Below are 26,482 nucleotides of genomic sequence, written 5' to 3'. Positions count from 1 at the left end.
GGACGCGATGGCAAGGCCGCTTTCGGTTGCGATCGTCGGTGCCGGCATGGGCGGGCTCGCGACCGCTGCGGCGCTCAGGCGCGTCGGCGTCGATGTGATGGTCTACGAGCAAGCCTCCCAGTTCGCCCGGATCGGCGCCGGCATCCAGATCGGCTGCAATGCGATGAAGGTGCTGCGCGCGCTCGGGCTTGAGCGGCGGATGCGCCAGCACTCGTTCTATCCGCGGTCCTGGAATAACCGCGACTGGAAGAGCGGCGAGATCAAGTTCGACATGATCTTTGGCGAGAGCGCGGAGGAGAAGTTCGGTGCGCCATATCTGCTGGCGCATCGTGGCGATCTTCACGCAGCGCTGGCGAGCGTCGTGCCGGATGAGTTTGTGAGGCTCAACCACAAGCTCGTCGGTCTCGACGAGACCGGCGAGGGCGTCCGGTTAGGCTTTGCCGACGGCACCAGCGCTGTTGCCGATGCCGTGATTGGCGCCGACGGCGTACATTCCGCGGTGCGCGACATTTTGTTCGATACCGCGCCGGTCAAATTCACCGGCCGCATCACCTACCGCACCACCTATCCGGCGACACTGCTCGTCGAAAAAATCGACGATTGCACGAAGTGGTGGGGCGAGGACCGCCACATCGTGATCTATTACGTCAAGCCCGACCGTAGCGAGGTCTATCTCGTCACCAGCCAGCCGGAGCCCAGCTTCCGCATCGAGTCCTGGTCGGCGAAGGGCGATGTGCGCGATCTGCGTGCCTCGTTCGAAGGCTTTCATCCGCAGGTCGGAAAGGTGCTCGCGGCATGTCCCGACGTGCACAAATGGGCGATCATGGATCGCGATGCGCTGGAGCGCTGGGCCGACGGCAAGGTGACGCTGCTCGGCGACGCCTGCTATCCGATGACGCCCTATATGGCGCAAGGTGCGGCGATGGCGATCGAAGATGCCGCGGTGCTGTCGCGCTGCCTCGAAAGTGTCGACCGCGACGGCATCGTGGATGCCTTCCGCCGCTTCGAGGCGACCCGCAAGCTGCGGACCACGCGGGTGCAGGAGACCTCACGTGCCAACATCTGGCTGAAGGAGCGGACCGATACGAGTTGGGTCTACGGCTACGACGCCTGGTCGGTGCCGCTGGCGGCTAGAGCGTCATCCAGCGCCGCGAGCCGCTCGGCTTCGGCGATGTCGTCGACCGTGTTGGCATTGAAAAAAGGATCGAGCGGTTCGGCGGGCCACGTCACCGTCGCCAGCGGGTACCGCGCGGTCCAGCGGTCGATCTTGCGGAGATCCTCGACGACCAGTGCGTGACGTAGCTCGTTGCGCAAGGCGACGCGCCAGAGGCCGATCACCGGATGCGACTGGTCGCCGGATGCGGCGACCGCAAGTTGCGTGTTCTCCCGTGTCCGCGCCTCATGCAGGCGCGCGACGAGGTCGCGTGGCAGGAACGGGCAGTCGCCGGCGGCGCTGAGCACCCATTCGATCTCCGGCCGGTTTGCCGCGGTCCAGTCGAGCGCGGCCAGGATGCCGGCAAGCGGGCCGGGAAAGCCGGGCACGTCATCGGCAATGACCTGCAAACCGAACGCGGCGAAGCGCGCTGGATCGCCATTCGCATTGAGGATCAATCCGTCGCACTGGGGCGCGAGGCGTGCGATCACGCGCTCCAGGATGGTGCGGCCGCCGATGGTCCGCATCGGCTTGTCGCCACCGCCCATGCGGCGCGCGAGGCCGCCGGCGAGCAGCACGCCGAGAGTCGATGGAATGCTCGTTGCCGGAGTCCTAGTCGTCACCACCTTCGCCTTTACGCTTGTGCTTCGCCGATTCCTCTTCGACGTAATCGAGGCTCTGGTCGTAGACGATCCGCTCCTCGCCGGCGAGCGCGATGAAGCGCTTTCCGCGCGTGCGTCCGACCAGCGTCAAACCCACCTGCCTCGCGAGATCGACGCCCCAGGCGGTGAAGCCGGAGCGCGACACCAGGATCGGGATTCCCATCCGCACCGTCTTGATTACCATTTCCGAGGTGAGACGTCCTGTCGTGTAAAGGATCTTGTCGGACGCATCGACGCCGTGGCGATACATCCAGCCCGCGATCTTGTCGACGGCGTTGTGGCGGCCAACGTCCTCGGTGTAGCAGAGCGGCTCGCCCTCCTTGCACAGCACGCAGCCATGGATCGCGCCGGCCTCCAGGTAGAGCGATGGCATCGTGTTGATGGTCTGTGTCATCTGGTAAAGCGAGGAGGTGCGCAACTCGGCTTTCGGCAGCGCGACGCTTTCGACCGCCTCCAGCAGGTCGCCGAAGGCGGTGCCTTGCGCGCAGCCCGAGGTCTGCGTGCGCTTTTTCAGCTTGGCTTCGAAATTGGTATGGTGCTCGGTGCGCACCACCACGACCTGGAGGTCGTCGTCGTATTCGACCTCGGTGACCGCGTCATTATATTTCAGCATGTTCTGGTTGAGCAGGTAGCCGAGTGCCAGATATTCCGGATGGTCGCCGATCGTCATCATGGTGACGATCTCCTGCGAATTCAGGTAGAGCGTCAGCGGCCGCTCCATCGGCACCTTGATCTCGACCTTGGCGCCGGTCTGGTCAGTCCCGGTCACGCTCTGGGTCATGCGCGGATCGTCGGGGTTCGGGACGATCAGGGGCACCGGGGCTTTGTCGATCTTCATCATGGGTGCGACGTTAGCATGACATTCGGGTCAAGCCGATATAAGCATGCGCACGACGATGGAGAAGGCGGTTCCGGCCGCCTGATGCGCCCGGCGGAGATCGAGTTGCAATGAAAGTCATCGGCCTTGCAGGCTGGAGCGGTGCAGGCAAGACCACGCTGTTGACGCGGCTGATCCCGCATTTCAACGCGCAGGGCCTGCGCGTCTCCGTCGTCAAGCATGCGCATCACCGGTTCGACGTCGATGTGCCCGGCAAGGATTCCTGGCGCCATCGCGAGGCCGGTGCGGCCGAGGTGCTGGTGGCCTCGTCGAACCGATGGGCCCTGATGCACGAATTACGCGGCGCGGCCGAGCCGCGGCTGCCGGAACTGTTGAGCAAGCTGTCCGCGGTCGATCTCGTGGTGGTCGAAGGTTTCAAGCGCGAGCCGCATCGCAAGATCGAGGTGCATCGCGCCGCCAACGACAAGCCGCTGTTGTTCCCTGACGATCCCGGCATTGTCGGAATTGCGACCGACATCGCGGTTGAAACCGAACTGCCGACCGTCCATCTCGATGACATCGAGGCCGCCGCGGCATTGCTGCTGCGCGCGGCGATGCCGGTCGAGGAAGCGGTCGCGAAAAGCGCTGCGATGCGCTGACGAGGCACCATGGCGCAACTGTCGGACGATTGCTTTGCCTTCGGCGGACCGATGATGTCGGTCGATGAGGCCGTTGGCCTGATCAGGGCACGCGTCAGTGCGATTGCCGATCTTGATGCGGTCGCGCTGGTCGATGCCGACGGGCGTGTGCTGGCGCGCGATATCGCGGCGCCGCTGCCGCTGCCGCCCTTCACCAACTCCGCCGTCGACGGTTACGCCGTGAGCAACGTCGATCTTCCTCGAGAAACGGAACAGGCATTCCCGCTCGATGGCCGCATCCAGGCGGGTGGCCTTGCGCAAGCACCGATCAAGCCCGGCCGCACCGCGCGTATCTTCACGGGCGCGCCGATGCCGCCGGGCGCCGAATCGGTCTTCATGCAGGAAGACGTCCGCATCGATGCTTCAGGCGAGATCGTGCTGCCGCCCGGTCTGAAGCCAGGCGCCAATGTTCGTCCGGCAGGCGAGGACATTCCTGTTGGGCACGTCGCGTTACGCGCCGGCCAGCGGCTGCGGCCCCAGCATGTCGCGCTTGCCGCTGCCTTCGGTCTGACCCGGCTCGATGTCGTCAGGCGTATCCGTGTCGCCGTTTTTTCCACCGGCGATGAGCTGGTCTCGCCCGGCGAGCCGCGCGCGACCTCGCAGCTGTTCGATTCCAACCGCTTCATGTTGATGGCGATGCTGCGCCGTCTCGGCTGCGAGGTCTCCGACCTCGGTATTTTGCGCGACGAACGCACCTCGCTCGCCAACGGATTGAAACGGGTTGCAGGCCACCAGGATCTGATCCTCACCACCGGCGGGGTCTCGACCGGCGAGGAAGATCACGTCAAGGCGGCGGTCGAGAGCGTCGGCTCGCTGGTGCTGTGGCGAATGGCGATCAAGCCGGGACGGCCCGTGGCGATGGACATCATCGGCGGCACGCCGTTGATCGGGTTGCCCGGCAATCCCGTCGCGAGCTTCGTCACCTTCGTCCATGTGGTGCGGCCGACCGTGCTGGCACTCGCCGGCAGTCTGCCGGAAAAGCTCATTCCGATCCCCGTGCGCGCCGCCTTCACCTACAAGAAGAAGATCGGCCGGCGCGAATATGTTCGCGCCTCGTTGCGCCGGGGAGACGACGGCGCGTTGGAGGCGGTCAAGTTCCCGCGCGAGGGCGCCGGACTGCTCTCGTCATTGGTCGAGACCGACGGCCTCGTTGAGCTCGGCGAAGATATCACGCGTGTCGAGCCGGACGACAGTGTAGGTTTCCTGTCCTATGCCGATCTGATCTGAGGCGACGCGTTGACGCCATCGACCCCTGCCGCCATGTTGCGCTCATGACCAGAACGACGCTTGATCTCACCGGGCTGAAATGCCCGCTGCCCGCCTTGAAGACGCGCAAGGCGCTGAAACCATTGCAGCCGGGCGATCAGCTCGAAGTGCACTGCACGGATCCCTTGTCGGTGATCGACATTCCGAACCTGATCCGCGAGACCGGCGACAAGGTGGAGATCACCGACCGCAACGACGCGCGCATCGTGTTCTTGATAGAAAAAGCAAATGGTTCGATAGGCAGTGCCAATGTTGCGCTGCGTTCTTGAGCGCGTTACCGCGCTGATACCGACCATTTATCTATCGACATCGAACCCGGCTTCTGCCCCAATTGACTTTGCCCATGCAGGCGGGGAGGTTGAGTCCTGTCCGCGGTAAGCGGATCAACGGGCCACTTGCGAAGCCTGCAAATCGTATCGGGCATAGAGCCCCGCTCGAGGGGTTAACTTCCAGACGCGCGTGATGATCCTGGCGCGTGTCGGGTGATTGTGCGGAGCAGCAGGGGCAACAGCTGCACCGCAACGGGCTGAGGACCAGGATGGTAGCGGCAAGCTGCTCAGAAGGACAGCTGCAGGGGAGGAATTCATGACGACAGTTGAGAGCGCTGGAAGGATTTCAGGCGCTGGCGCAGGTTTTCTTGATCGCGAGCGGACCATCGCGACCGCCGGGTTCAATCGCTGGCTGGTGCCGCCGGCGGCGCTGTGCATTCATCTCTGCATCGGCATGGCCTACGGCTTCTCGGTGTTCTGGCTGCCGCTGTCGCGCGCGATCGGATTGACCGCGCCGAAGGCCTGTCCGGACATGTCGCTGTGGCAGGAGCTGTTCACCACCAGTTGCGACTGGAAGGTTGCGAGCCTCGGGTGGATGTTCACCCTGTTCTTCGTTGTGCTCGGCGTGTCCGCCGCTCTGTGGGGCGGTTGGCTCGAGCGCGTCGGGCCGCGCAAGGCCGGCTTCGTAGCCGCGCTGTGCTGGTGCGGCGGTCTGCTGCTCGGCGCCGTCGGTATCTATACCCATCAGCTCTGGATCATGTGGCTTGGCTCCGGCGTGATCGGCGGCGTCGGCCTTGGCCTCGGCTACATCTCGCCGGTCTCCACGCTGATCAAATGGTTTCCCGATCGCCGCGGCATGGCGACCGGCATGGCCATCATGGGCTTCGGCGGCGGCGCCATGATCGGCGCGCCGTTTGCCAACCTCCTGATCAACTACTTCAAGACCTCCACCGACGTCGGTGTGTGGCAGACGTTCGTCGTCATGGCGGTCGTCTATTTCGTCTTCATGACCATCGGCGCCTTCGCCTATCGCGTGACGCCGGCCGGCTGGAAGCCCGACGGCTGGACGCCGCCGAGCGAGAAGAAGACGATGATCTCCGAGCATAACGTTCATCTCGACAATGCGCACAAGACGCCGCAGTTCTGGCTGATCTGGTGGGTACTGTGCTTGAACGTATCGGCCGGCATCGGCGTGATCGGCATGGCCTCGCCGATGCTCCAGGAGATATTCGCGGGCAAGCTGATCGGCCACCCGGAGCTCGCCTTTGGTCAGCTCTCGGCCGAGCAGAAGACGGTCATCGCCGGCATCGCGGCGGGCTTCGCCGGTCTGCTATCGCTGTTCAACATTGGCGGCCGCTTCGTCTGGGCGTCGCTGTCGGACTACATCGGCCGCAAGAACACCTACTACACGTTCTTCATCCTCGGCATCGTGCTCTACGCGCTGGCGCCGACCTTCGCGGCGATGGGCTCGAAGCTGCTCTTCGTGCTCGGCTTCGGCATCATTTTGTCGATGTATGGTGGCGGCTTCTCCACGGTGCCGGCCTATCTCGCCGATATGTTCGGGACCCAGTTCGTCGGCGCCATCCATGGCCGGCTGCTGACGGCATGGTCGACTGCAGGCATCATCGGTCCAGTCGTCGTCAACTATATCCGCGAGTTCCAGCTCGCGGCGGGCGTGCCGCGCGACCAGCTCTACAACACGACCATGTACATCCTCTGTGCGATGCTGATCGCGGGCATCATTTGCAACTATCTGGTCAAGCCGGTCGATTCGAAATGGTACATGAGCGAGGCCGAAGTCGCGAAGCTGCAGGCGGCAAACGCCGGCGCAGGTCCGATTCAGACGGGCTCCTTCGGGATCGGCACCGGCGGCCTCGACGTCAAGGCTGCGCTGTTCTGGCTCTTCGTCGGCATCCCGCTGGCATGGGGCGTGTACAAGACGCTCGAAAGCGCGGTGAAGATTCTCTGATCGCAACCCGCAACCGCGGGAGGCTGATGCCAGCGCCCGCGGTACTCGCCTTACAAAATAATTGAGAATGGGACCTAGGGGGATTCCTATGCTTCATACCCGTATCTGTCTTGCCGCCGTGCTGCTGGTAGCAAGCCTTCACACCGCGTCTGCCCAGACCGCAACCGCGCCCGCAACACCGGCACCTGCCACGACGAAGGATGCCAAGCCGCCGGGCAAGATGAAACTCACCATGCAAAAGCTAAAGGACATGAAGGCGAAGTGGACCGCCAACAAGCCGAAGCTGAAGGCTTGCCGCGCCGAGGTAAGGTCAAGGGGCTGATCGGCGACGATCGCTGGTTCTACATCCAGGACTGCATGGAGAAGACCTGAGCCGGGTTCCGCATGGTGTCTGGGAGAGGGGCATGGCGGCGCGGCTGCCGGCTCCTAAAGCGTTATAGAGACGTTCTAAATTCCTCTTGCATCTGGCATACCAGAGACTACAGTCGATTGGATGAGGCTCGATCCGCGGCACGCGCGAGACGCGGTTCCCGGTCAATCGGCCTTGGGTATGAGAGCGGATCGCGATGGCGTCCGCCCTTAGATCATCGCGCTTTTGAGGAGAACGCGACGTTTCCATGAGCAGCAACGACGACGTTCACAAGGTCAGGGAATTCGAGCATCCGGGCGAGGGGCGCAAGCGCGCCAAGGCCACGCCCAAGGGCCGTCAGGTCGATCCGACAGCCGCGCACGAGATCGAGCAATTGCTCGGCGACAAGCCGCGGCGGCGCGACCTCCTGATCGAATATCTGCACCTGATCCAGGACAAATACCACCAAATCTCGGCCGCGCATCTTGCTGCGCTCGCCGACGAGATGAAGCTCGCCTTCGCCGAAGTGTTCGAGACCGCGACCTTCTACGCGCATTTCGACGTGGTGAAGGAAGGCGAACCTGATATCGCGCCGTTGACGATCCGCGTCTGTGACTCGCTGACCTGCGCGATGCTCGGCGGCGAGAAGCTGCTTGAGGATCTGCAGAGCGCGTCGGGCCCCGGCATCCGCGTCGTGCGTGCGCCCTGCGTCGGCCGCTGCGATACCGCGCCGGCCGCGGAAGTCGGCCACAACTTCGTCGACCATGCGACCGTGGCCAATGTGATCGCCGCCGCAAAGGCCGGCGACACCCACCCGCATCTGCCGAAATATATCGGCTACGACGCTTATGTCGCCGGCGGCGGATACAAGCTGCTCAATCGTCTGCGCTCCGGCGAGCTGCCAAACGACGATTTGCTGAAGGCGCTTGACGACGCCTCGCTGCGCGGCCTCGGCGGCGCCGGCTTCCCGACGGGGCGCAAATGGCGCGCGGTGCTCGGCGAACCCGGTCCGCGCTTGATGGCGATCAACGGCGACGAGGGCGAGCCCGGCACGTTCAAGGACCGCGTCTATCTCGAAACCGACCCGCATCGCTTCATCGAGGGCATGTTGATCGGCGCGCATGTGGTGCAGGCCTCCGACGTCTACATCTATCTGCGCGACGAATATCCGGCCTCGCGCGAGATTTTGGAGCGGGAGATCGCAAAACTCCCCGCGGGTGGTCCGACGCTGCACATGCGCCGCGGCGCCGGCGCTTACATCTGCGGCGAGGAATCCTCGCTGCTCGAAAGTATTGAGGGCAAGCGCGGCCTGCCCCGGCACAAGCCGCCTTATCCGTTCCAGGTCGGCCTGTTCGGCCTGCCGACGCTGATCAACAACATCGAGACGTTGTGGTGGGTGCGCGACATCGTCGAAAAGGGCGCCGACTGGTGGAAGGGCCATGGCCGTCATGAACGCCATGGCCTGCGCAGCTTCTCGGTGTCGGGCCGCGTCAAGAACCCCGGCATGAAGCTCGCACCATCAGGCATCACCGTGCGCGAGCTGATCGAGGAATATTGCGGCGGCATGGCCGACGGCCATCAGTTCTATGCCTATCTTCCGGGCGGCGCGTCCGGCGGCATCCTGCCGGCATCGATGGACGACATCCCGCTCGATTTCGGCACGCTGGAGAAATACGGCTGCTTCATCGGATCGGCGGCGATCGTGATCCTGTCGCAGAACGACAGCGTGCGTGCAGCCGCGCTGAACCTGATGAAGTTCTTCGAGGACGAGAGCTGCGGCCAGTGCACGCCGTGCCGGGTCGGAACCCAGAAGGCGGCGCAACTCATGCAGAAGCCGGTCTGGAACCGCGCCCTTTTGGAAGAATTGAGTCAGGCGATGCGCGATGCCTCGATCTGCGGGCTCGGACAGGCGGCATCGAATCCGCTGTCCTCCGTGATCAAATATTTCCCTGACGAGTTCAAGGAAGCGGCCGAATGACGAAGATTACGTTCGAGCTCGACGGCAAGCAGGTCGAGGCCAAACCCGGCGAGACGATCTGGCAGGTCGCCGAACGTCAGGGCCGCGAGATTCCGCATCTCTGCTATTCGCCGGCGCCCGATTATCGCCCTGACGGCAACTGCCGCGCCTGCATGGTCGAGATCGAAGGCGAGCGCGTGCTGGCCGCGTCCTGCAAGCGCACGCCGTCGGTCGGTATGAAGGTGAAGACCGAATCTGCGCGGGCGGTTTCGGCGCAGAAGATGGTGATGGAGCTGCTGGTGGCCGACCAGCCGGCGCGCGAGACGTCGCACGATCCGGAGTCCAAATTCTGGCACTGGGCCGAGACGACTGGCGTGACCGAGAGCCGCTTTCCCGCCGCCGAGCGCTGGGAGACCGATGCCAGCCATCCTGCGATGCGCGTCAATCTCGATGCCTGCATCCAGTGCGGCCTCTGCGTGCGCGCCTGCCGAGAGGTCCAGGTCAACGACGTCATCGGCATGGCCTACCGCAATCACGGCGCCAAGATCGTGTTCGACTTTGACGATCCCATGGGCGAGTCCACCTGTGTCGCCTGCGGCGAATGCGTGCAGGCCTGCCCGACCGGCGCGCTGATGCCGGCCGTGATGCTCGACGACAAGCAGACACGCGTCACCTATGCCGACAAGAAGGTAGATTCCCTCTGTCCGTTCTGCGGCGTCGGTTGCCAGGTGACCTATGAGGTCAAGGACGAGAAGGTGATCTATGCCGAAGGCCGTGATGGCCCGGCCAATCACAACCGTCTTTGCGTCAAGGGCCGCTTTGGCTTCGACTACATCCACCATCCGCACCGCCTGACAAAGCCGCTGGTGCGGCTGCCGAATGCGAAGAAGGATTCCAACGACCAGGTCGACCCCGCCAATCCCTTCACGCATTTCCGTGAAGCGAGCTGGGACGAGGCGCTCGACATCGCCGCCAAGGGCCTGGTCAAGATCCGGGATGAGAAGGGCGTGAAGGCGCTGGCCGGCTTCGGCTCGGCCAAGGGCTCAAACGAAGAGGCCTATCTGTTCCAGAAGCTGGTGCGCACCGGCTTCGGCTCGAACAATGTCGATCACTGCACCCGTCTGTGCCACGCCTCGTCGGTCGCGGCCCTGTTCGAGGGCCTCAGCTCGGGCGCTGTGTCGGCGCCGTTCTCGGCGGCGATGGACGCCGAGGTGATCTGGGTGATCGGCGCCAATCCGACGGTAAATCATCCCGTCGCCGCGACCTACATCAAGAACGCGGCCAAGAACGGCGCAAAGCTCTTCGTCATGGACCCGCGCCGGCAGACACTGTCGCGTCATGCGACGAAGCATCTGCAGTTCAAGCCGGGCTCGGACGTCGCCATGCTGAACGCGATGATCAACACGATCATCACCGAAGGCCTGACCGACGATCAGTACATCGCCGGCTACACCGAGGGCTTTGAGGATCTCAAGGAGAAGATCAAGGAATTCACGCCGGAGAAGATGGAGGCGATCTGCGGCATCCCGGCACAGACGCTGCGCGAGGCCGCCCGGACCTATGCGCGCGCAAAATCGTCGATCATCTTCTGGGGCATGGGCATCAGCCAGCATGTCCACGGCACCGACAATGCGCGCTGCCTGATCGCGCTCGCGCTGATCACCGGCCAGGTCGGCCGTCCCGGCACCGGCCTGCATCCGTTGCGTGGCCAGAACAACGTGCAGGGCGCCTCCGATGCCGGCCTGATCCCGATGTTCCTGCCGGACTACCAGCCGGTCGGCCGCGACGATTTGCGCGGCAGTTTCGAGAAGCTGTGGGGACAGGATCTCGATCCCGTGCGCGGCCTGACCGTGGTCGAGATCATGAACGCGATCCACGCCGGCGAGGTCAAGGGCATGTATATCGAGGGCGAGAACCCCGCGATGTCCGACCCTGATTTGCAGCATGCGCGCCAGGCGCTCGCCATGCTTGATCATCTCGTGGTGCAGGATCTCTTCGTCACCGAGACCGCGTTCCACGCCGACGTTATCCTGCCGGCCTCTGCGTTTGCGGAAAAGGACGGCTCCTTCACCAACACCGACCGCCGCGTGCAGCTCGCGCGCCAGGTGATCAAGCCGCCGGGCGATGCGCGGCAGGATCTCTGGATCATCCAGGAGATCGGCAAGCGCATGGGCCTGCCCTGGAATTACTCCGGCCCGGGCGAGGTCTACACCGAAATGGCGGAGCTGATGCCGTCACTGAAGAACATCAGCTGGGAACGGCTGGTGCGCGAAGGCGCCGTCACCTATCCGGCCGACGATCCGGACAAGCCCGGCAACGAGATCATCTTCACAACGGGCTTCCCGACCGCGAGCGGCCGCGGCAAGATCGTGCCGGCCCATGTCATTCCGCCGGATGAGCTGCCTGATGCCGAGTATCCAATGGTGCTGTCGACCGGCCGCGTGCTCGAGCACTGGCACACCGGCTCGATGACGCGCCGCGCCCAGGTGCTCGACCAGATCGAGCCTGAGGCCGTCGCGTTCATGTCGCCGAAGGACATGCACAGGAAGAAGCTGGTGCCCGGGGATTTCATTCGGCTGGAAACCCGCCGCGGCGCGGTCGAGGTCAAGGTTCGTTCCGACCGCGACGTGCCCGAGAACATGGTGTTCATGCCGTTCTGCTACGCGGAGGCGGCCGCAAACCTGCTGACCAACCCGGCGCTCGATCCGTTCGGCAAGATCCCGGAGTTCAAGTTCTGCGCGGCGAGGGCCGAACGCGCGGAGATGCGGGACGCGGCGGAGTAGGGGCTGCGATCGTTTGGCGGCACGGTGTTTGCCAAATCACCGCTGTCGTCCCGGCGACGGCCGGGATTCACACCGCGTGATCTCTCGGTGGAAGAAAGTCGCAGTACCGAGTCATCGCCAAACCTCTTCCTGGGGTTATGGTCCCGGGCTTCGCCGGGACGACGACTGAGTGCGTGGCGTCTGCGCCGCTTCGCCGCCGGCAACGACGGTCGTAAGCCTCGTGCATGTCCAAGGTCACCCCAGCCACCCGTGCGCTGACGGCCGCTCGTGTTGCCTACACCGTCCACGCTTACGATTACGATCCCGACGTCGAGAGCATCGGCCTTCATGCGGCCACTGCGCTCGGCGAAGACCCGGCACGCGTCTTGAAAACGCTGATGGCGCTGGTGGACGGCAAGCCGATCTGCGTGATCGTTCCGTCCGACCAGGAAGTCTCGATGAAAAAGCTCGCCGCGGCCGTGAGCGGCAAGTCGGCGCAGATGATGAAGCCGCCGGAGGCTGAGCGTGTCACCGGCTACAAGGTCGGCGGCATCAGCCCGTTCGGGCAGCGAAAGCCGGTGCGTACCGTGATCGAGCAGAGCGCGCTTGCACAAGATCTGATCTATCTCAATGGCGGTCAGCGCGGCCTGCAGGTACGGATGAAACCGACGGATGTGCGGGACCTCTTGAAGGCGATCGCAGCGGACGTGCTCGCTTGAGGATCCAGCCCTACTGCTTCCGCAGCAGCTTGAGACGGCAGCGCAGCGCCTCTCGGATATGCGCGCGCGCGAGCTGTTCGGCCCTGTCGCCGTCGCGCACGGCAATGGCCTCGATGATGGCCTGATGCTCGCTATGGCTGGTTGAGGGGCGCCCCGTCACGGTGAAGGTGGTCGGGCCGAGCAGGGCGATCCAGTCCTGTAGTTCCCGCGACGCGTTGTCGAGATAGCGGTTCCGCGCGGCGCGGCAGATGGCTTCGTGAAAGGCACGGTTGAGCCTTGCCATTTCTCCTGCCATCTCGGCGGCACCGGTTTCGGACACTTCGAGAGGCAAGCTCGATGTCCCGGAGCGCGCCGATCTCCGGCGCAGATGCGTGCTCGGCGGCGAGGCGGGCGGCGGCGCCCTCCATGATTTCGCGCATGGCGTAAAGCTCGAGCACCTCGGAAATGTCGAGATTGCGGACGATCAGCCCGCGGCCGCCGGCGGGCTCGACGAAGCCACGTGCCGCGAGACGGCCAAGCGCTTCGCGCACCGGCGTCCGGCTGACCTTGAGCCGCTGGGCGACCTCCTCCTCACGCAGGCGATCGCCGGCGCGGTAGCTGCCGGCCTGCAGCGCCTCGCAGAGCGAGCGGAACACTGCTTCGCCCAGCGGGACGCCGCCGCCACGTGCGATCGATCCGCTTAGCTTTGCCGGGCGTCTGGCCATGAATCCTCGGGCCCCAATGCGCATCCTGCCCATGCACAGATGCCGCTTGCAGCGCTGATGTATATATTTGTATACAATAGTACGCAATGGCGGATCGCTTGACCAGGACCGCCTGCGGGCAGAATGTCTCTAACTTCGTCGAATTGGACAGACGGCATGGGCAGCAAATACGATGTGCTGGTGATCGGCGGCGGCAACGCGGCGCTGTGCGCAGCAATCGGTGCCCGCCGCGGCGGTGCCTCGGTGCTGGTGCTCGAAGGTGCGCCAAAGTTCTATCGCGGAGGCAACACCCGTCACACCCGCAACATGCGTTGCGCCCATGACACCGCAACCGAAATCCTGACCGGTCCCTATACCGAGGAGGAGTTCTGGGAGGATCTCCTGCGCGTCACCGGCGGACAGACCGACGAGGTGCTAGCTCGCCACATGATCCGGGAATCCAAGGACATTCTGAACTGGATCGTGGAGCAGGGCGTGCGCTGGCAACTGTCGCTCGGCGGCACGCTCAGTCTGGGCCGCACCAACTCCTTTTTCCTCGGCGGCGGTCGCGCGATGCTGAATGCGCTTTATCTCACCGCCGAGCGGCTCGGCGTCGACATCGAATACGACGCCGAGGTCACCGACCTCGTGATCGAAGACGGCATGTTCCTTGCTGCGCGCCTGAAGCGGCCGATCGATGGCGAGACCGAGATCCGCTCGACCTCGCTGGTCGCCGCGGCCGGCGGGTTTGAGGCCAACATCGAATGGCTGAAGCAATATTGGGGCGACGCCGCCGACAATTTCCTGATCCGCGGTACGCCCTATAATCGCGGTTCGATCCTGAAGCTGCTGCTCGACAGGGGCGTGCAGGAGGTCGGCGATCCCACCCAGTGCCATGCGGTGGCGATTGACGCCCGCGCGCCGAAATTCGACGGCGGCATCATTACGCGGCATGACTCCGTCGTGTTCGGCGTCGTCGTCAACAAGCATTCGCAGCGCTTCTACGACGAAGGCGAGGACATCTGGCCGAAGCGTTACGCGATCTGGGGTCGCCTGGTTGCGGCGCAGCCCGACCAGATCGCCTACATCATCTTCGACTCCACAGTCGTCACGAGCTTCATGCCGACGCTGTTCCCGCCGATTGCCGGACAGACGATCGCCGAGCTTGCAACCAAGCTTGAGCTCGATCCGGCCGCGCTGGAAAAGACCATCACCGAATTCAACGCCGCGGTGCGGCCCGGCACTTTCGACCACACCATTCTCGACGATTGCGTGACCGAAGGCATCACGCCCCCAAGACGCACTGGGCGCGGCGGATCGAGACCCCACCTTATCTCGCCTATCCGGTGCGGCCGGGTATCACCTTCACTTATCTCGGCACGCGCGTAGACAAGCAGGCGCGGATGCAGATGGCTGACGGCAAGCCGTCGGCCAACATGTTTGCAGCCGGCGAGATCATGGCTGGCAACGTGCTCGGCAAGGGTTATGCCGCCGGCATGGGCATGACCATCGGCAGCGTGTTCGGGCGGATCGCAGGACGGGAAGCGGCGAAACATGCACGGAACTAGAATTTTGGACGAAGCCGACCGTCTGATGACGGTCTGCAATTCCTGCCGCTATTGCGAGGGTCTTTGCGCGGTGTTTCCCGCGATGGAGCTGAGACGCGCCTTCTCCGATGGCGATCTCAACTATCTTGCCAACCTCTGCCATTCCTGCGGCGCCTGCTACGTCGACTGCCAGTTCTCGCCGCCGCACGAATTCAACGTCAACGTTCCAAAGACGCTGGCGGTGGCGCGCGCCGAATCCTATGCTGCTTATGCCTGGCCGCGGGCATTGTCCGGAGCTTTCGCACGCAATGGCCTCGTCATCAGCATCGTCGCCGCGCTCAGCATGGCCGCTTTCATCCTCGGCTTTGCGGCTCTCAACGACCGCGGTGTGCTGCTTGGCGTGCACACTGGTCCCGGCGCGTTCTACAAGCTGATGCCGCATAATGCCATGGCCGCGCTGTTCAGCGCGGCCTTTCTCTATGCGATCTTCGCGATGACCATGAGCGTGCGCGCATTCTGGCGCGACATCGGCGCGCCGATCGGCGGCCGGGCTGACGGCGGCTCAATATTCCAGGCCATCCGCGACGCCGGCGAGCTGCGCTATCTCCATGGCGGCGGGGTCGGCTGCTACAATGAGGACGACACGCCGACGGACCGGCGCAAGCTTTTCCATCATTTGACGTTCTACGGCTTCCTACTGTGCTTCGCCGCGACCTCGGTCGCCACGCTGTACCACTACCTCCTCGGGCGGGAGGCTCCGTATCCGTGGTGGGATCTGCCGGTCGTGCTCGGCACGCTCGGCGGCATCGGCCTCGTTGTCGGCCCTGTCGGGCTGCTCGTCGCCAAATCGCGCCGGGCGCCTGAGCTGCTCGACGAGAATCGTTACGGCATGGATGTTGGCTTCATCGCCATGCTGTTCCTGACGGGGCTCACGGGCATGCTGCTTCTGCTCCTGCGCGAGACCGCCGCCATGGGCCCGCTGCTGGCGCTGCATCTCGGCGCGGTGTTCGCGCTGTTCGTTACGATGCCCTATGGCAAGTTCGTGCATGGCATCTATCGATTCGCGGCGCTGGTGCGTTACGCGCAGGAGCGGCGAACGTCGGCGTGAGTCGTCAGGGCGGACTGAATCGACCCTCGCACAGAAACGCGATCGTCTGCTCGATCGCGGCGGCGTGACGCGGCAACCGGCATGGGCGCCGCGCTGGCGCGACCGTCGCGGGGCGTGTATCACGCAATTTCGCGCTCCGATGTTGCCGTCGCCTGCTCGCGGGCCGTCGTCGTTGCCGTAAAATAGTCGGTCTTGCCAGTGCCGAGCAGCGGCACCTTATCGACCACCATGATCGCCGCGGGCACGGTCAGCTCGGAGGCGCCGATCGCCTTGGCCTGGACCTGCATCGCGCTGCGCTCGGCATTCTTCTCCGTCGTCAGCAGCACGATGCGTTCGCCCTTGCGCTGGTCAGGGATCGACACGGCGACCGATGCGGCCTGCGGCCACAGCGTCGTCGCGATGCTCTCGACCGCCGAGAGCGAGACCATTTCGCCTGCGATCTTGGCAAAGCGCTTGGCGCGGCCCTTGATGGTGATGAAGCCGGCTGCGTCGATCGCCACGATGTCACCGGTGTCGTGCCAGCCTTCGGCAAGCGGCTCGAGCACGCCGGGATTTTCGGCCCGCAAGTAGCCAAGCATCACGTTCGGTCCGCGCACCGAGAGGCGTCCGCCTTCCTCAATGCCGGGGACCGGATCGAGGCGGCTTTCCATCAGCGGCGACAGCCGGCCGACGGTGCCGGGACGGTTGGCCATCGGCGTATTCATTGCCAGCACCGGCGCCGTCTCGGTGACGCCATAGCCTTCGAGGATGCGGATGCCGTAGCGTTCCATGAACACCTGCCGCGTGCGGTCCTTGACCGCCTCGGCGCCAGCGATCACCAGACGCAAGGTGCGGAAGTCGTAGGCGTGCGCCGAACGCGCGTAGCCGGCGAGGAAGGTGTCGGTGCCGAACAGGATCGTGGCGCCGGTCTGGTAGATCAGCTCGGGCACGATGCGGTAGTGCAGCGGCGAGGAGTACATGTAGATCGGAATGCCCGCGAGCATCGGCATCATCATGCCGCCGGTCAGCCCGAAGGAGTGGAACACCGGCAGCACGTTGAACACCTTGTCATTGGCGTTGGCGTCGACCCGCGCCAGCGCCTGCGCGGCGTTGGCGAGGATGTTGCGGTGAGACAGCACCACGCCCTTGGGCGTACCTTCCGAGCCCGACGTGAACAGCACCACGGCTGGATCGTTGGCCTCGCGGGCAACGCGCGATGCGGTGCCGGCGAGCAGGTCCTTGATCTTGTCGGCCGTACCGATCGAGGCGCGGACGTCCTCGAGATAAACGACGCGCGCCTCAGCGGAGATCGCTGTCACTAATTTGTCGAGCTTGCCCTTCTCGATGAACGCCTTTGAGGTCAGCACGGTCTTGACCTGCGCAGCCTTCATGGCGGCGAGGACATTGACCGGGCCGGCGGAGAAGTTGAGCATCGCCGGAACGCGGCCGATGCTCTGCAGCGCCATGAAGACGACGGTGACGCCCGCCGAGTTCGGCAGCAGCACGCCGACATTCTCGCCGACTGTCGTGCCGGATTCGAGCTTGCGGCTCAAGACCTGCGCGCCCAGGATCAGCTTGCGATAGGTCAGCTTGGTGCCGAGCGCGTCCTCGACGATGACCTTGCCGGTGTCGCGGTCGCGGTAGGCGTGGCCGAGCGCCTGGAACAGCGTGTGGTCGAGCATGGCGTTCTTGACCATCGCATCGATCATCACGTCCTGGAGCGCGGCGCCCGCAGCATTGCGACGCGCCTTGCCCTTCAGCTGCTCATCGACCCGAAGCTTGACCGGCGGCAGGATCGTGACCGTCACTCGCGGAAACCACGAGCGTTTGATCTGGCTGCTGTTGAGATAGCTGAGATGCGAGCGCTGGGCGCCCTCGATGCGAAGCGGCACGACCACGGCGTCGGCCTTGTCGGCAATCATCGCAGTACCGTCATAGACCTTCATCAGCGAGCCGGAGACGGTGATACGACCTTCCGGGAAGATGACGACCGGTTCGCCGGCGGCGACGAGCTTGATCAGGTCGCGTGCGGCCAGCGGCTTGCTCGGGTCCATGGTGTAGTGCTTGACGACACGCAGGAACGGCCTGGCCCACCAAGCCTTCGAGATGCCGGTATCGACCGCGAAGCTCGCATCGATCGGCAGCACGGCGTGCAGCAGCGGGCCGTCGATCAGGCTGACATGATTGGGCGCGATCAACATGCGCGTGCCTGATGGCGGCAGGTTCTCGAGCCCGCGCACTTCGGTGCGGAGCAGGGCGCGGAACAAGAGCCCGCCGAAATCGCGTACGCCGTCCTTGCCCCATTTCGTCAGCACGAACCACACCGCGCCGAAGCTTGCAACACCGAGGCCGAGGAAGATCCAGCCAACGTGCAATCCGGCCGCCTGCAACAGCGCGACGAACAACGAGCCCAGCACCATGAAGGCGGCCTGCAGCACGTTGCCGGCGGCGATGATGCGGGCGCGCTCGGACGGCTCCGACCAGGCCTGCACCGCGGCGAAGGACGGAACGACGAACACTCCGCCGCCGAACGCGAAGACGACGAAGTCGACCAGCATGCGCAGCCCCGCAAACGAGGTTGCGAAATCGACCGCCGCGATGTCGTTCGCCTTCGCGGTGACGCCGATGGCCCAGGCAAGGTCGATGCCGGCAAATCCCATCATGATGGCACCGATCGGAACCAGCGCGAGGTTCGGGCGAACGTGGCTCAGGCGGGCCGCAAACAGCGAGCCGATGGCGATGCCGATCGCGAAGATCGCGAGGCACAGCGTCACCACGCCTTCGCTGCCACCGACCACGTCCTTGACCAGCGCCGGCAGCAGCGACAGCACGATCGCGCCGACCAGCCAGAACCAGGAGACGATCACCGTACCGTCCCAGAGCCGGTGATCCGCATGAAGCGTCTTCAACAGGCCGAGCGTCGAGGTCCAGGGATTGGCATCGACGGGCAGATCGGGCGCGGAGGGCGTTGTTTGCGGAATGCGGGAGGCAAAGGCCCACGACAACAAGGCCAGCACGACCACGGCCGATGCGACCCAGCCCATATGGGCGGAGCCGGCCACGAACTGGCCGCCCGCGACGGTGCCGAGCAGGATGGCCATGAACGTCGCGCCTTCGACCAGCGCGTTGCCGGTCGCGAGCTCACCAAGTTCGAGCTGGTCCGGCAGCATGGAGTACTTTACGGGTCCGAACAGGGCGGCGATGATGCCGAACAGCGCAAGCGCCGCGAACAGCAGCGGCACCGAATGTAGAAAGAAGCCGGCGGCGGCGAACGCCGCAGCGAAGATCTCGGTGAATTTCAGCCGCCTTGCGACGACCGATTTGACGTATTTGTCGGCCAGCTGGCCGCCGAGCCCTGACAGGATGAAATAGGGGAAGATGAAGACGGCGCCTGCGACCGTCACCAGCGCATCGCCGTGACCGGTCGCAGCGCTGTAAAGCAGGATGATGACGAGTGCGTTCTTGAGCACGTTGTCATTGAGTGCCGAGAAGAACTGCGCCCAGAACAGCGGCGCAAAGCGGCGTGACGACATCAAATCCCTGATCATGACGAGTCCTGTCTTGGAAGAGCAGTCTGAGTGTTGCGTTGCTGGTGAAACGTCACGACCGGATGGCTATGGGAGGATTGATTGCAGGGTGACGATGGTGGCCTGCTCTGTCCCTTCGGTCCCTCCGATCCTGTTGGTCTCCAAGTGGTCTCGTTAGGTTCGCAAACATCCGGTTTGTTGCGGCCGGTCCACGCATTCGAGCGGACTCGCCTGCGCATCGGTTCTCCTTAGGTGAGGTGAACGAGATGGCGAAAGGGGTTTAAGCGGCCGAGCAGGCTGAAGCGGCGGCGCCCGTGGCGGGCACGGGCGCGGCTGGTGCGCCACATCCGGAAGGTGGCGCGGCGCTCGGCGAGTACGCCGGCAATGTCGCAGGCGTTTGTGATCCGATCGATCGGGGTCATGACGACAAGCAACAGGGCGCGGCCGAAGCTGCTCAAGCGGGCTGCGGCGTCATCGACGAAGGTGGAGGCGATATCAACAGCGAGGGTTTGCATTTTGCAGGTCTCCGGGTTAATTTGAACGATGTTCACATTGGTAGTTTAAAAATGAACAATGTTCAAGAAGAATCGCTGCGGGACCAAAAAAGAATCGACGACGTCTCCAGATTCTGGAGATCGCCCGCACCATTATCGCGACTAAAGGACTGAGATCATTGAAGGTTCGGGACGTTGCCGAGGCCGCCGGCTGCTCGGTGGGCAGCGTCTATAACGAGTTCGGCGACTTTGACGGGGTGATCCTGACCGTCAATCGGGAGACGGTTCAGGCGCTCACGGAGCGGCTGGGCCGTGTTTCGGCTGAGGACCCGGTCCGCCAGCTCTATGGTCTGGCCGAGACCTTTCTCGAATTCTTCGCTGAGAACGCCAACCTGTTGCGCTCGCTGTTCGAGCATCGGATGGAGGATGACCGTCCTTATCCCGATGACATTCTTCAGATGGTGATGGACGCCTTCGCGTTGATGCATCCGCCTCTGGTGCGGGTGCTACCTGATGCGGATGACGTGAAGATTGCACTGCTGTCGCGGACGTTGTTTTCCGCAGTCCATGGCATCATCTCGCTCGGCCTCGAAGAGCGCATGGTCGCCGTGCCGCGGCAGATGCTGCGCCAGCAGGTGACGCAGTTCCTGGACGCGCATCTGCTGGGTCTCGGGATCTTGCCGGCACGATAGTGGCGACGGTTACGCGCGGGCAGCTTCGCGCAGCGGCGCAGCGACAACAGTGACGTCCGGCCTTCCGTTGTCGACCTGAACCCGGTTGCGTCCCCTTTCCTTGGCGCGATAGCAGGCGGCATCCGTCCGGCGCATCGCCTCTTCGAGCGTGGTGCTGGCATCGGCAATGCAGGCAACGCCGATACTGGCGGTCACCGCAAAATAGCGATCGTCCCAGGCGAAATTGAACATCTCGAGTGATCGCTGCAGCCGCTCGGCGATATCGACGGCGTCGAACGGCGCGCATTGCGGCAGGATCAGGCCGAACTCGTCACCGCCGAGCCGCGCGACTAGATCGTGCGGCCGGCGGTCCTGCTGGAGCAGGCGCGCGACCTGACACAGCAGTCGATCCCCGGCGAGATGGCCGCAACTGTCGTTGACGCTCTTGAACTGGTCGAGGTCGAGCAGGATCAGGCTCAGCGAATTTTCGCCGCGGCCATCGAGCTCGCTCTGCAGGCGCGCCTCGAAGGCCCGCCGGTTGGCGATGCCGGTCAACCAGTCATGCGAGGCCTGAAAGGCGAGGCGCTCCTTCTCGGCATGCAGCGCATCCTCGAACGCCTGCCGCTGCAGCACCAGCCGCCGCGTGTGCCAGATCAGGAGCAGGATCAGGGTCGCGGCCGTGGCGATGTTGAGCCATGTCAACGTCAGCTTGATGGCGCGGGAGCCTTCGCCGAGCACGGTCGAGAATCGCTCGGCATGCCCTGTGAACTGCCTGTTCAGCTCCGAGAGGCGCGACGACAGGAATTGCAGACGGTCGTTGTCCTTGATGGGACCGTCTTTTAGTTCACTCTTGATGACTTCACCGAAGACGCTGAGTTCCAGCAGCATCGGATCAGTGGCAGCCCACTCCCGGATCGCTTCGCGGAGGAAGCTGACTCGGCTGAAATAGCGGAACAGCCAGATCAGGCCGGGAACATCATCCGGATGGTTGCCGCCTTGCAGGAAGCCGATGCGCGCGAGCTCGACGTCGACCGGATCGCCCTCGAGTGCCCATCTCGCATATTCGTCTCCGATCGGGACGGCGAGCGAGGCCTGATATTGCGCGAACTGGCTGGCCTGGCCCGAATGCAGATAGCGATTGAGGAAATAAACGGCGTTCTTCTGCGAGCGCGACCACATCGCCTCGCCCGCGACATAGGCGCGAACCGATGACATCACCTCTAAGCTGAATCCCGCAATCGCCGCCTGAAGCACGACGACCATGACGAAAGGCGAGACGAGCTTGGTGGCGTGCAGGAAGCTGCGTTCCTTCGCCGACGTTGCTGTTCTGCGAAACACCCTGCGTTCCCCAAATCACTCAACGATCCCAGCGGAGCATTCCGCTCATAACGCGAATGAGGCGGGAACGCTGCTTAACTCGCGCTGAAAAAGCCGGGAGACTGTCTCGCAGGGTGAAGGTGTCGTGAAACGGATTCGTCCATGTCGCCGCAAATGCCGTCAAACCGGAACCGACGCGCCGATGCCTTGAATCCCGCCGCCCGGGATTTACTCGATTGGAAGAATTTGGATCGGGACTAGACCAGCACCGGCTGGCGCACGCGACCGGCGTCGCCGAACACGCGCAGATAGCGCTCGATCTCCGAGGGCATGCCGGTCGCCTTCTCCGGATTGTCGGAGAGCTTGACGGCGGGATGTCCGTCGACCGACGACACCTTGCAGACCAGCGAGATGGGATCGAGATCGAATGAGCCGTCCGGCGCGCAGCCGACGAAATCGTTGGTAAGGTTGGTGCCCCAGCCGAACGAGAGCCGCGAGCGGCCGGCGAAGTGGTGATAGGTCTCCTCGATCGAGCCGACATCCATCGCATCGGAGAACACGAGCAGCTTGTCCTTGGGGTTACGGCCCTTCTTCTCCCACCAGGCGATGATCTCTTCGCCGGCCTCGATTGGCGGCGCGCTATCGGGGCGGAAGCCGGTCCAGTCCGCCACCCATTCCGGCGCATCGCGCAGGAAGGCTTTGGTGCCGAAAGCGTCCGGCAGGGCGATCAGCAGATTGCCGCCATAGGTCTGACGCCACTGGTCGAGAACGCGATAGGGCGCCCAGCGCAACTCTTCGTCGTTCTTGGCGAGCGCGGCGGCGACCATCGGCAGCTCATGCGCATTGGTGCCGATGGCTTCGAGATCGTTGTCCATCGCGAGCAGCACGTTGGAGGTGCCGATGAAGGATGGACCCAGCCCTTCCTTCACCGCTTCCACGCACCACCGCTGCCACAGGAAGCCGTGGCGACGGCGGGTGCCGAAGTCGGACAACCGTAAATTCTCCAGCTTGCGCAGCCGCTCCACCTTGGTCCATAGCTTCGCCTTGGCACGCGCAAACAACACGTCGAGCTCGAACCGGCCGCGTCCCTTCATCGCTGCGCGCGAGCGCAGTTCGTTGAGGATGGCGAGCGCCGGAATCTCCACATCGTGGTGTGGGTCCAGGGCCCGTGGAAGTGCAGCTCGTACTGGCCCTCGACCTTGCGCAGCTCGTATTCGGGAAGGCGGAATTCGGCGAGCCAGCGGATGAAATCCGCCGAGAACATGTGGGTCTTGCCGTAGAAGGTGTTGCCGGCGAGCCAGATCAATTCCTTCTTGGTGAAGCGAATGGTGCGGGCATGATCGAGTTGGGCGCGCAGCTCGCCCTCGTCGATGATCTCGGCAAGGCGCACATGGCGCGAGCGATTGATGACCGAAAATGTCACCTGCTGATCCGGGTATGATTCCCGAATCAGCTGCAGCATCAATAGCTTATAGAAGTCGGTATCAAGCAGGCTGCGGATGATGGGATCCAGCCGCCAGCTGTGATTGTAGGTCCGGCTCGCAATGTCGGTCACTGTCATGGCCGAATTCTAGCGTGACGGCCCCTGCGCAACCAGTGGGTTTTACGCAGCCGTTTCTGTTGTCTCGATCCGGGAAGCTAGAATCCGGTCGGTCCCACCGCGCCGATCCAGTGCTTGACCTTGGTGGGGTCCTTTTCGTCCATGTAGAAGAAATGGACCATCGTCGGTCTCACGGCTGCGATGTTGGGGTCATCGAAGCGCATCGCGACCTTGCCGTGGAAGATCTTGAGCTCGGGGCTGTCCCAGAACTCGACCACGTCGTGGAGCGCGGTAAAGCCGCGGTCGATGAATTGCCGCAGATTGTTGCGGATCGCCTCGCGGCCGTGCCAGTCGGCGACACCGAGATTGCAGATCGCATCTTCGGCGAAACAGTCGAACCCCTTGCCAAAGGTCTTGTCGTTGATCTCCTTGCACATTGCGAGAAGCCAGTCCGGCGGGGCGGTCTTGGTAAAGGTCTTCGTGGTCATGGTCTCTCCTCGAGGCTGGACAGCGGCATCATAACCGGGCACGCTTTGGCGCGAATGCCAAAGACCCCTCGCTTTCCGCCAAATTCCATTTCGCGCGCCTCGCGGAATTCCGCACGCGTGATTGAAGTGCTGGCTTATCCATCGGTGCAGCTGCTCGACGTCACCGGACCGCTCCAGGTGTTCGCCACTGCCAACGAGCAGATCGTGGAGGCCGGTGGAACGCCGCCTTATGCGCTTCGCGTGGTGGCGAAAGATCGCGCGCGTGTGACGGTGTCCTCAGGGTTGGAGATTGCAACGGAGCCGCTGCCGCGCGCCGGCGGCGGCCTGGACACGTTGGTGGTTGCGGAGGCCCTGGCGTTGATGCTGTCGCCTCCGATCCGGTGCTGCTGGACTGGCTGCGGCAGCGCGTGAAGAAGGCGCGGCGGGTGGCCTCGGTCTGCACCGGCGCATTTCTGCTCGGTGCATCCGGCGCGCTCGACGGGCGTCGTGCGGTGACGCATTGGTCGTATTGCGCCGAGCTCGCCCGGCGTTTCCCGGCTGTGCGCGTGGAGCCCGATCCGATCTTCGTGCGCGATGGCTCGATCTGGACCTCGGCAGGCGTGACTGCCGGCATTGATCTGGCGCTCGCCCTGGTGGAGGAAGATCTCGGCCGCACCACCGCGCTGGCCGTGGCGCGTTATCTTGTCGTCTTCCTCAAGCGGCCGGGCGGGCAGGCGCAGTTCAGCGAGGCGCTGTCGCTGCAATCCGCCGAGGATGAATTCGGCGCGCTGCACCAATGGATCAGCAAGCATCTCGCCGGCGATCTCTCCCTGCCCAGACTGGCGCGCGAGGCCGGTATGAGCGAACGCAGTTTCGGCCGCCACTATGTCAAGGCGACGGGACTGACGCCGCTTCGGGCGATCGAGCGGCTGCGGGTGGAAGCGGCGCGGCGAATGCTGTCGGAGACGCGCCTGCCGGTGAAGCGGATATCCCAGCGTTGCGGCTTCGGCTCGGAGGAGACCATGCGCCGCAGCTTTCTGCGGGTGCTGGCCACGGCGCCGCAGGACTATCGACGCCGGTTCGGCTCCTGAGTGAGACCAAAGTCTAGCCAGCAAGCCCACCTCGAATGGGAACCAAATCGCTTCCCGATCTTTGCTCCGCCGGGGCGGCCGCGGAGGTGTGTCATGAGCAGGTTGCAAGAGCGCGAAACTGTCCCGGACGTTTATAATCTGTTTCTCGCGGCCGTCCTCTTCATATCGCCATGGCTGTTCAAATTGACAAACAGTCAGGGCAAGATCGACCTCTGGGTCACGAGCGCGATCATCGTCGTGCTTTCGCTGGCAGCCATCATCGCTTATCGGGACTGGGAGGAATGGATCAACGTCCTCATGGGCGTCTGGCTCATCGCGTCACCTTGGCTACTCGGATTTCCGCATACGCGGGCGATGCATCTAAGCATCGGCTTCGGCGCCGTCATCGTGCTCCTGGCGTTGCTCGATCTCTTCCTGCATTACGAGCAGCGGCATCCCGAGGAAGCGTCGGCGGAATCCGTGGAGGAGCGAGCGCGCCGGTAACGTGCGGATCATCCTTCATCGCCATGAAGCTGCGCGCGAAAGGCGCGGGGTGACAACCCAGTGGCTGCGGCGTAGACCCGGCTGAAATAGGCGGGGTCCTCGAAGCCGAGCGCATAGGCGATCGTCGAGACCGGCAGGTTGGTATAGACGAGGTTGCGGCGCGCTTCGCGGATCAGCCGGTTCAGGATCAGGTGCGAGGCGGTGTCGCCGGTCGCCGCGCGCGTGACGCGGTTGAGATGGGTCGGCGCGGTTGAGATGGGTCGGCGTGATCGCCAGCGCGTTCGCGTAGTCCGCAACGGCCCAGCGCTCCAGATGATGTTGTTCGAGCAGGGCTTCGAAGCGGCGGAACAGGTCTGATTCAGAGCTGCTGCCGGTGCCGCTCTCGCCTGTAAGCGCCCTTGCCACGAGGCCGATCATGGCGGCGGACAAGGCGCGCAGCACATGCGCGCGGCCGAAATCGCGCGCGGCGTGCTCGGCAAAGATCTGCTTCATCGTCGCGCGGATCTGCGGTGTGCCGCGAACGATGGCCGATCGTGACAGAACACCGCGCAGTCCCTCAGCGGCGAGCAGTGCCTCGTCCAGGATTTCGGCCGCGATGGTCAACACCCAGCCCTGGGTCCCCGGCACGAACTGGAAGCCGTGGACGTGGCCGACTGGCACGTTGACGATCTGCATCGGCTTGAGCGGCACCACGCGTCCGTCGAGCGTCGCTTCGCCGCCGCCGCGCTCGATCAGCAGCACCTGATGCAGCCGAGCGTGGCGGTGCACGGCGAGCGTCCAGTCATGCAGCACCGAGCGTGACGCAATCGTCTCGCAATGGACGACGTCCGGCAGGTCGCCGGCTTCGCCGAACAGATTGTAGACGCGGATGGCGGGGGCGGGCGCTACGGTTCTCATGTTCGAATCGTACAAGACAATGGCGAAACCCTCCATCGGCTCGGGCTGCGGAATCTG

General features: G+C 64.0%; 16 protein-coding genes and 7 pseudogenes. 14 read left to right on the top strand and 9 right to left on the bottom strand.

All coding sequences use genetic code 11. The annotated features are described in order from the left end of the window. Positions 1–7: 7 nt before the first annotated feature. Positions 8–979 (top strand): annotated as a pseudogene (locus ACTGJ9_RS36710) (FAD-dependent monooxygenase); the annotation flags it as partial. A 122-nt stretch (positions 980–1,101) separates the two neighbouring features. On the opposite strand, the gene mobA reads toward ACTGJ9_RS36710, so the two are convergent. Together mobA and fdhD are read right to left on the bottom strand one after the other, a co-directional pair. Further along, the gene (gene mobA / locus ACTGJ9_RS36705) at positions 1,102–1,701 is read right to left on the bottom strand and encodes a molybdenum cofactor guanylyltransferase MobA (protein WP_456678743.1); all 600 of its coding nucleotides are present in this window, start codon (positions 1,699–1,701) and stop codon (positions 1,102–1,104) included. Positions 1,702–1,765: 64 nt separating this feature from the next. Continuing rightward, a complete protein-coding gene (fdhD, locus tag ACTGJ9_RS36700) occupies positions 1,766–2,656 on the bottom strand; it encodes a formate dehydrogenase accessory sulfurtransferase FdhD (RefSeq protein WP_456675004.1) in 891 nt (296 codons plus the stop codon). Positions 2,657–2,763: 107 nt separating this feature from the next. Here fdhD and mobB point away from each other — a divergent pair, with 107 nt between their 5' ends. From mobB to ybaK, 8 genes and pseudogenes are all read left to right on the top strand, one after another. Further along, positions 2,764–3,291, top strand: coding sequence for a molybdopterin-guanine dinucleotide biosynthesis protein B (gene mobB, locus ACTGJ9_RS36695; protein WP_456675003.1), 528 nt, complete (start codon positions 2,764–2,766; stop codon positions 3,289–3,291). Between the two features lie 9 nt (positions 3,292–3,300). Further along, positions 3,301–4,557 carry a molybdopterin molybdotransferase MoeA gene (locus ACTGJ9_RS36690; RefSeq protein ID WP_456675002.1) on the top strand — a complete coding sequence of 419 codons (1,257 nt, stop codon included), beginning with the start codon at positions 3,301–3,303 and terminating at the stop codon, positions 4,555–4,557. 44 nt (positions 4,558–4,601) lie between these two features. Beyond that, positions 4,602–4,865 carry a sulfurtransferase TusA family protein gene (locus ACTGJ9_RS36685; protein ID WP_456675001.1) on the top strand — a complete coding sequence of 88 codons (264 nt, stop codon included), beginning with the start codon at positions 4,602–4,604 and terminating at the stop codon, positions 4,863–4,865. Positions 4,866–5,181: 316 nt separating this feature from the next. Continuing rightward, complete coding sequence (locus tag ACTGJ9_RS36680) at positions 5,182–6,834, top strand: OFA family MFS transporter (protein ID WP_456675000.1); 1,653 nt, start codon at positions 5,182–5,184, stop codon at positions 6,832–6,834. Positions 6,835–6,922: 88 nt separating this feature from the next. Next, positions 6,923–7,206: pseudogene (locus tag ACTGJ9_RS36675) on the top strand (hypothetical protein). A 245-nt stretch (positions 7,207–7,451) separates the two neighbouring features. Beyond that, a complete protein-coding gene (locus ACTGJ9_RS36670) occupies positions 7,452–9,161 on the top strand; it encodes an NADH-ubiquinone oxidoreductase-F iron-sulfur binding region domain-containing protein (protein ID WP_456674999.1) in 1,710 nt (569 codons plus the stop codon). Continuing rightward, on the top strand, positions 9,158–11,923 hold the full coding sequence (gene fdhF / locus ACTGJ9_RS36665; RefSeq protein ID WP_456674998.1) for a formate dehydrogenase subunit alpha: 2,766 nt from the start codon (positions 9,158–9,160) through the stop codon (positions 11,921–11,923). Before ACTGJ9_RS36670 ends, fdhF begins: the two co-directional genes overlap by 4 nt. A 224-nt stretch (positions 11,924–12,147) precedes the next feature. Continuing rightward, the gene (gene ybaK / locus ACTGJ9_RS36660) at positions 12,148–12,621 is read left to right on the top strand and encodes a Cys-tRNA(Pro) deacylase (RefSeq protein WP_456674997.1); all 474 of its coding nucleotides are present in this window, start codon (positions 12,148–12,150) and stop codon (positions 12,619–12,621) included. 10 nt (positions 12,622–12,631) lie between these two features. Here ybaK and ACTGJ9_RS36655 read toward each other — a convergent pair. Continuing rightward, positions 12,632–13,325 (bottom strand): annotated as a pseudogene (locus ACTGJ9_RS36655) (GntR family transcriptional regulator). Between the two features lie 156 nt (positions 13,326–13,481). Between ACTGJ9_RS36655 and tcuA the strand changes: the two are divergent. Both tcuA and tcuB read left to right on the top strand, forming a co-directional pair. After that, a pseudogene (tcuA, locus tag ACTGJ9_RS36650) lies at positions 13,482–14,872 on the top strand (FAD-dependent tricarballylate dehydrogenase TcuA). Continuing rightward, entirely contained in the window at positions 14,859–15,959 is a 1,101-nt protein-coding gene (gene tcuB, locus ACTGJ9_RS36645; RefSeq protein WP_456674996.1) for a tricarballylate utilization 4Fe-4S protein TcuB, read from the top strand. Before tcuA ends, tcuB begins: the two are co-directional and overlap by 14 nt. A 119-nt stretch (positions 15,960–16,078) precedes the next feature. Here the strand turns inward: tcuB and ACTGJ9_RS36640 are convergent, their stop codons facing one another. Together ACTGJ9_RS36640 and ACTGJ9_RS36635 are read right to left on the bottom strand one after the other, a co-directional pair. Then, positions 16,079–19,486 (bottom strand): acyl-[ACP]--phospholipid O-acyltransferase, encoded by a 3,408-nt coding sequence (locus ACTGJ9_RS36640; protein WP_456674995.1) that lies wholly within the window; start codon positions 19,484–19,486, stop codon positions 16,079–16,081. A gap of 227 nt (positions 19,487–19,713) precedes the next feature. Next, positions 19,714–19,980 carry a hypothetical protein gene (locus ACTGJ9_RS36635; RefSeq protein ID WP_456678742.1) on the bottom strand — a complete coding sequence of 89 codons (267 nt, stop codon included), beginning with the start codon at positions 19,978–19,980 and terminating at the stop codon, positions 19,714–19,716. A 158-nt stretch (positions 19,981–20,138) separates the two neighbouring features. Here ACTGJ9_RS36635 and ACTGJ9_RS36630 point away from each other — a divergent pair, with 158 nt between their 5' ends. Further along, on the top strand, positions 20,139–20,651 hold the full coding sequence (locus tag ACTGJ9_RS36630; protein ID WP_456674994.1) for a TetR/AcrR family transcriptional regulator: 513 nt from the start codon (positions 20,139–20,141) through the stop codon (positions 20,649–20,651). Positions 20,652–20,660: 9 nt separating this feature from the next. On the opposite strand, the gene ACTGJ9_RS36625 is transcribed toward ACTGJ9_RS36630, so the two are convergent. The 3 genes and pseudogenes from ACTGJ9_RS36625 to ACTGJ9_RS36615 all read right to left on the bottom strand — a co-directional run bounded on the left by ACTGJ9_RS36625 (position 20,661) and on the right by ACTGJ9_RS36615 (position 23,975). Beyond that, a complete protein-coding gene (locus ACTGJ9_RS36625) occupies positions 20,661–21,968 on the bottom strand; it encodes a GGDEF domain-containing protein (RefSeq protein ID WP_456674993.1) in 1,308 nt (435 codons plus the stop codon). A gap of 236 nt (positions 21,969–22,204) precedes the next feature. Then, a pseudogene (gene pncB / locus ACTGJ9_RS36620) lies at positions 22,205–23,508 on the bottom strand (nicotinate phosphoribosyltransferase). A gap of 77 nt (positions 23,509–23,585) precedes the next feature. Continuing rightward, the gene (locus ACTGJ9_RS36615; RefSeq protein WP_456674992.1) at positions 23,586–23,975 is read right to left on the bottom strand and encodes a nuclear transport factor 2 family protein; all 390 of its coding nucleotides are present in this window, start codon (positions 23,973–23,975) and stop codon (positions 23,586–23,588) included. A 54-nt stretch (positions 23,976–24,029) separates the two neighbouring features. On the opposite strand from ACTGJ9_RS36615, the pseudogene ACTGJ9_RS36610 reads away from it, so the two are divergent. Both ACTGJ9_RS36610 and ACTGJ9_RS36605 read left to right on the top strand, forming a co-directional pair. Continuing rightward, a pseudogene (locus tag ACTGJ9_RS36610) lies at positions 24,030–25,045 on the top strand (GlxA family transcriptional regulator). Positions 25,046–25,138: 93 nt separating this feature from the next. Further along, on the top strand, positions 25,139–25,528 hold the full coding sequence (locus ACTGJ9_RS36605) for an SPW repeat protein (protein WP_456674991.1): 390 nt from the start codon (positions 25,139–25,141) through the stop codon (positions 25,526–25,528). 8 nt (positions 25,529–25,536) lie between these two features. Here ACTGJ9_RS36605 and ACTGJ9_RS36600 read toward each other — a convergent pair. Beyond that, a pseudogene (locus ACTGJ9_RS36600) lies at positions 25,537–26,461 on the bottom strand (helix-turn-helix domain-containing protein). Between the last annotated feature and the right edge of the window lie 21 nt (positions 26,462–26,482).

The sequence above is a fragment of the Bradyrhizobium sp. RDM12 genome (assembly GCF_051917485.1).
GTDB lineage: Bacteria > Pseudomonadota > Alphaproteobacteria > Rhizobiales > Xanthobacteraceae > Bradyrhizobium.
This window is presented reverse-complemented; position numbering and strand designations above follow the sequence as displayed.

Excerpts from the sequence above, each read along its gene's own strand:
- mobB (WP_456675003.1), top strand. The coding sequence starts at position 2,764 with ATGAAAGTCATCGGCCTTGCAGGCTGGAGCGGTGCAGGCAAGACCACG.
- fdhD (WP_456675004.1), bottom strand. The coding sequence starts at position 2,656 with ATGATGAAGATCGACAAAGCCCCGGTGCCCCTGATCGTCCCGAACCCC.
- mobA (WP_456678743.1), bottom strand. The coding sequence starts at position 1,701 with ATGGGCGGTGGCGACAAGCCGATGCGGACCATCGGCGGCCGCACCATC.
- ACTGJ9_RS36670 (WP_456674999.1), top strand. The coding sequence starts at position 7,452 with ATGAGCAGCAACGACGACGTTCACAAGGTCAGGGAATTCGAGCATCCG.
- tcuB (WP_456674996.1), top strand. The coding sequence starts at position 14,859 with ATGCACGGAACTAGAATTTTGGACGAAGCCGACCGTCTGATGACGGTC.
- ybaK (WP_456674997.1), top strand. The coding sequence starts at position 12,148 with ATGTCCAAGGTCACCCCAGCCACCCGTGCGCTGACGGCCGCTCGTGTT.
- ACTGJ9_RS36690 (WP_456675002.1), top strand. The coding sequence starts at position 3,301 with ATGGCGCAACTGTCGGACGATTGCTTTGCCTTCGGCGGACCGATGATG.
- ACTGJ9_RS36615 (WP_456674992.1), bottom strand. The coding sequence starts at position 23,975 with ATGACCACGAAGACCTTTACCAAGACCGCCCCGCCGGACTGGCTTCTC.
- ACTGJ9_RS36635 (WP_456678742.1), bottom strand. The coding sequence starts at position 19,980 with ATGCAAACCCTCGCTGTTGATATCGCCTCCACCTTCGTCGATGACGCC.
- ACTGJ9_RS36685 (WP_456675001.1), top strand. The coding sequence starts at position 4,602 with ATGACCAGAACGACGCTTGATCTCACCGGGCTGAAATGCCCGCTGCCC.
- ACTGJ9_RS36605 (WP_456674991.1), top strand. The coding sequence starts at position 25,139 with ATGAGCAGGTTGCAAGAGCGCGAAACTGTCCCGGACGTTTATAATCTG.
- ACTGJ9_RS36640 (WP_456674995.1), bottom strand. The coding sequence starts at position 19,486 with ATGATCAGGGATTTGATGTCGTCACGCCGCTTTGCGCCGCTGTTCTGG.
- ACTGJ9_RS36680 (WP_456675000.1), top strand. The coding sequence starts at position 5,182 with ATGACGACAGTTGAGAGCGCTGGAAGGATTTCAGGCGCTGGCGCAGGT.
- fdhF (WP_456674998.1), top strand. The coding sequence starts at position 9,158 with ATGACGAAGATTACGTTCGAGCTCGACGGCAAGCAGGTCGAGGCCAAA.